Raw genomic sequence first — 3,241 nt, forward strand, 5'->3', positions numbered from 1 at the left:
GCCATTGGGAGGATAGATGACGTCCCATATTGGATCGTCAAAGCGAAACACTTTACCCCTAAGCCGCGCATGGGCTGGGCGTGTTTGGCCGTCATCTATCGCCACATACTGCCAATAGGGGTGGGTTTTAGTGCGCGATAACATGCGCCGATAGCGCCCAGCCATGTAAGCGGTTTGCAGGTTTTGACGATAGATAGTGTTTAAGCGGTAGGGACTCCCCAGCTGTACCTCGCGGCCATCGACTTCCTTTTTACCCCACCATCCGAGCTTTTCGAGTTGAGGTTTAAGGTTGGCCTGAAACTGCTTAGCGGTTAACCCTTGGCTTAGGGCTGCATCCACTTCATTACGGATCGCCGTGAGCACATCCATCTGTGCCGCCTTGGCCACAGTAAAGGCTCGGGCGTGGGCGCGAGTCCACACGTCTTGCCAATCGTCACTGATGGCAAAGCCTTTGGCACGAAAATAGGCCACCGCATCGGCGGGGGCTTGGTTAATGGCAATGCTTAAATCAACGGTTTTAGGCATTGGCGATGCCCCATAGTTCGGCCACAAACATTAACCGCGCGAGCATTTCGGTAAGCTGCTCGGTATCCATGGCGGGATAGTCCTTTTCCAGTTGCGCCCGCAGCTGCTCCGGCTCGCTCTGCAGTTGTGCCAGTAATGGCTCTACCATCGCCATATAGGCTTCGCTCATTTGCCCTTGAGTGAGTGCATCCAAGGCTTTATCTAAGGCGGTTTGGCTCGGTTCACTCAACGGAGCACTAGACGGTTGAGCGGCTAAAGCCGCCAATGCCGTCTGGCTAGCAGCGCTGGCATTGGGGTCTTCTTGCTGGATCACCAGCACGGCTTCGCCATTAGCGGGCTTAGGGATACGGGTCTTTTCATGCAGCCAGTTTTGTGGGATCTGCATGCCCATGCTGACGAACGCCCGAAGCGGATAAGCCAAGGCACGTAAATCTTCGGCCTCAGTGGTATCAAAGACTAAACGTGGATGACGGCGATGGCTTTGATAACTCTTGCAGTTGAGCGCATACAAAGGGGCCACTAAATCGCGGGTTAAGGTTTCGGCAATCAGGCTAAGGTCAGCATCACGCAGCTCTTGGCGCACTTCGTTATGCACATTACCCAATGCATTGGTGGAGCTTTTGCCATCGGCTTGGCTGGTCAAGGTGCCGCCTAAAATCACCTTGCTCATGGTCTTTTCAGCCCAGCTAATCATCAAATCAAAGGGATCAGCTTGACCTGTGGCTGCACTCTCAAAATCCATCACCATGCCCTTGGGCATAATGCCACCCGCGTTATGGCCAATGCTCATCACTGCATTTAACAGGGCGCGCTTTTCCTCATCGTTGGCACCCGCAGGATACTGACCAATACGCAGCGGCAAACCGTAGATCTCAAGGAACTCGGCTAAGTCGCGCACACTGTAGTTTTTAAAAATGAACGGCCAGATTAACTGACGCACTAAACCACTGCGGCTGACATAGCCCGACTTGGCTGGGTGAATATGTTTGATCCAACCAAAGGGCCACAGGTCAGCGCCATTAACCGTGGCATCACGCAGGCGCAGTTCGTTGCGCCGCTCAGGGTGAGTCATAAACCAAGACGGATCGCGATACTCTGGCACTTCAATAAACCATTCGCCTAGCTCTCGCGCCCAGGCCAACTCGTGCATGCTAAAGCCCTTGAGAATGGCATCACTCATTGACTTAATGAGCGTCTTTATCCAGTTACCTTCTTCGAGCATTTCTTGCAGATATTCAGTGTCGGCCTTTTCCTGTGGCGTCGGGTTACGGGGTGGCACTAAGTAATAGTCCACGCCGATCAGCGCCCGTTTGCGTTTGTCTAACTCGGCATATAGGTGGCCGTCTTTCTCTTCGATATCTTCGGCCAGTTCACATTGAGCAATGAGATCGCCTTGCTCGGCGGCCTGCAAAATATTGGCTGCACTGGCGGGCGTTAAGCCACTACTCGGGTGCTGGCTAAAGGTACGTTGCAAGCCAATTAAACGCACATCGTCGGTCTGCAGTACTTTGGCTTCACGCTGCTTAAACGGCCGACCACTGGCGTCCAAAATACGTGATTCAGTTGTTTTTTCTTGCATTACCAGCAACCTCGCTGCGTTTGATGATCATCATCCTCATGGGCACTTGCTGCGGCATTCGGATTACGGTGATCACTCCTAGGAATGGGGGTGAACTCTATGGGGGCACCGTCTAAGGTGGAGGCGTATACCATCAAGAACAGGCTGATTGCGGCATCACCGTGGCGTTCTTTTTCTTGACCTGTTCGCACATCGCCAAGGCATGGTGTACCTCGACGGTTAATGCTCAAGGCCCGCAGATCAGTACTGGTGTCATCGTCCCGTGGAATAGTGATAAGCCCATCTTCAAAGTGACTTTTAAAACGTGGCATTTGCTCGCGGTAAAAGGACTCAGATAGCATCACACAGGCGATCACTTCACTGCCGTATTTATCCTGGGCGTATTCCGCTAACGCTTGGCCATTCCCGCGCGCATCCATCGCGCCGCCCCTCAGCCGTGGTAAGCGGTCCACAATGTAAAACAGGATCTGCTCTTGCTGGCGAAAGGGAATGTTTTTAAGCTCGACCTGTAACTTGGTTTTGATGTGAAGATCTTGAGCGATTTCCCCCACGTCAATCACAGTTAAGTCACCACTACGGGCAAAGTCTTCACCAAAGCAATGGGGGCGTGCAGGGTCTAAGCTATCGAGAACCAGCTTGAGTTCATCCTCACACCACTTAAGGATCTCCGCTGCCCGTAAACCCTCTGGCCATTGTCCAAAAGCGTCGTCTTTTTTAAGGCGAACAACGGGGCCGCTATCTGTCACGCTGGCCATGCGGGCTTCGATTAACGCGCGGTTAAGATAGGCACCACCGCCCGATTTAGGCACGCAGAAGTATTCTTCTAGTGCGTCCTCTTCGGTGGCAGTGGCTTTGAGTAATTTAGCTTTCCAGTCATCCTCGGCCGCTTGGCTCCATTCGATGCCGCGCACTTGGCAAATACGCTTATACAGCCCCTCATTACAGGCATCATCTAAGGTGACGCGGTGAATGGAGTAATCTTTTTTACCCGCACGGGAATCATTAATCAGCTCATTGAACTGGTTATCAATGCCATTATGGGTGGAGATCAAGCGTACCTTCGCGCCCCACATGGTTAGTGCCAATGCCGCTTTTAGCACTTCGGCCAAGCGCTCGTGGAACGCCGCTTCGTCTATA

The 3,241-nt window shown here is 52.8% G+C and carries 3 protein-coding genes; all 3 read right to left on the minus strand.

Going from position 1 to position 3,241, the window contains the following annotated elements; translation table 11 throughout:
• Positions 1-525: phage head morphogenesis protein (locus FW758_RS24070; protein ID WP_446446773.1), on the minus strand; the 525-nt coding region annotated here is incomplete at its 3' end.
• The gene (locus tag FW758_RS24075; RefSeq protein ID WP_446446774.1) at positions 518-2,104 is read right to left on the minus strand and encodes a DUF935 domain-containing protein; all 1,587 of its coding nucleotides are present in this window, start codon (positions 2,102-2,104) and stop codon (positions 518-520) included. The genes FW758_RS24075 and FW758_RS24070, both read right to left, overlap by 8 nt.
• A partial coding sequence (locus FW758_RS24080; RefSeq protein WP_446446775.1) for a hypothetical protein occupies positions 2,104-3,241 on the minus strand: 1,138 nt, incomplete at its 5' end. The genes FW758_RS24075 and FW758_RS24080, both read right to left, overlap by 1 nt.

It is taken from the genome of Shewanella sp. 1180_01 (assembly GCF_052850535.1).

Bases quoted from the DNA above. Each gene is read 5' to 3' on its own strand.
- FW758_RS24075 (WP_446446774.1), bottom strand. From the start codon at position 2,104: ATGCAAGAAAAAACAACTGAATCACGTATTTTGGACGCCAGTGGTCGG.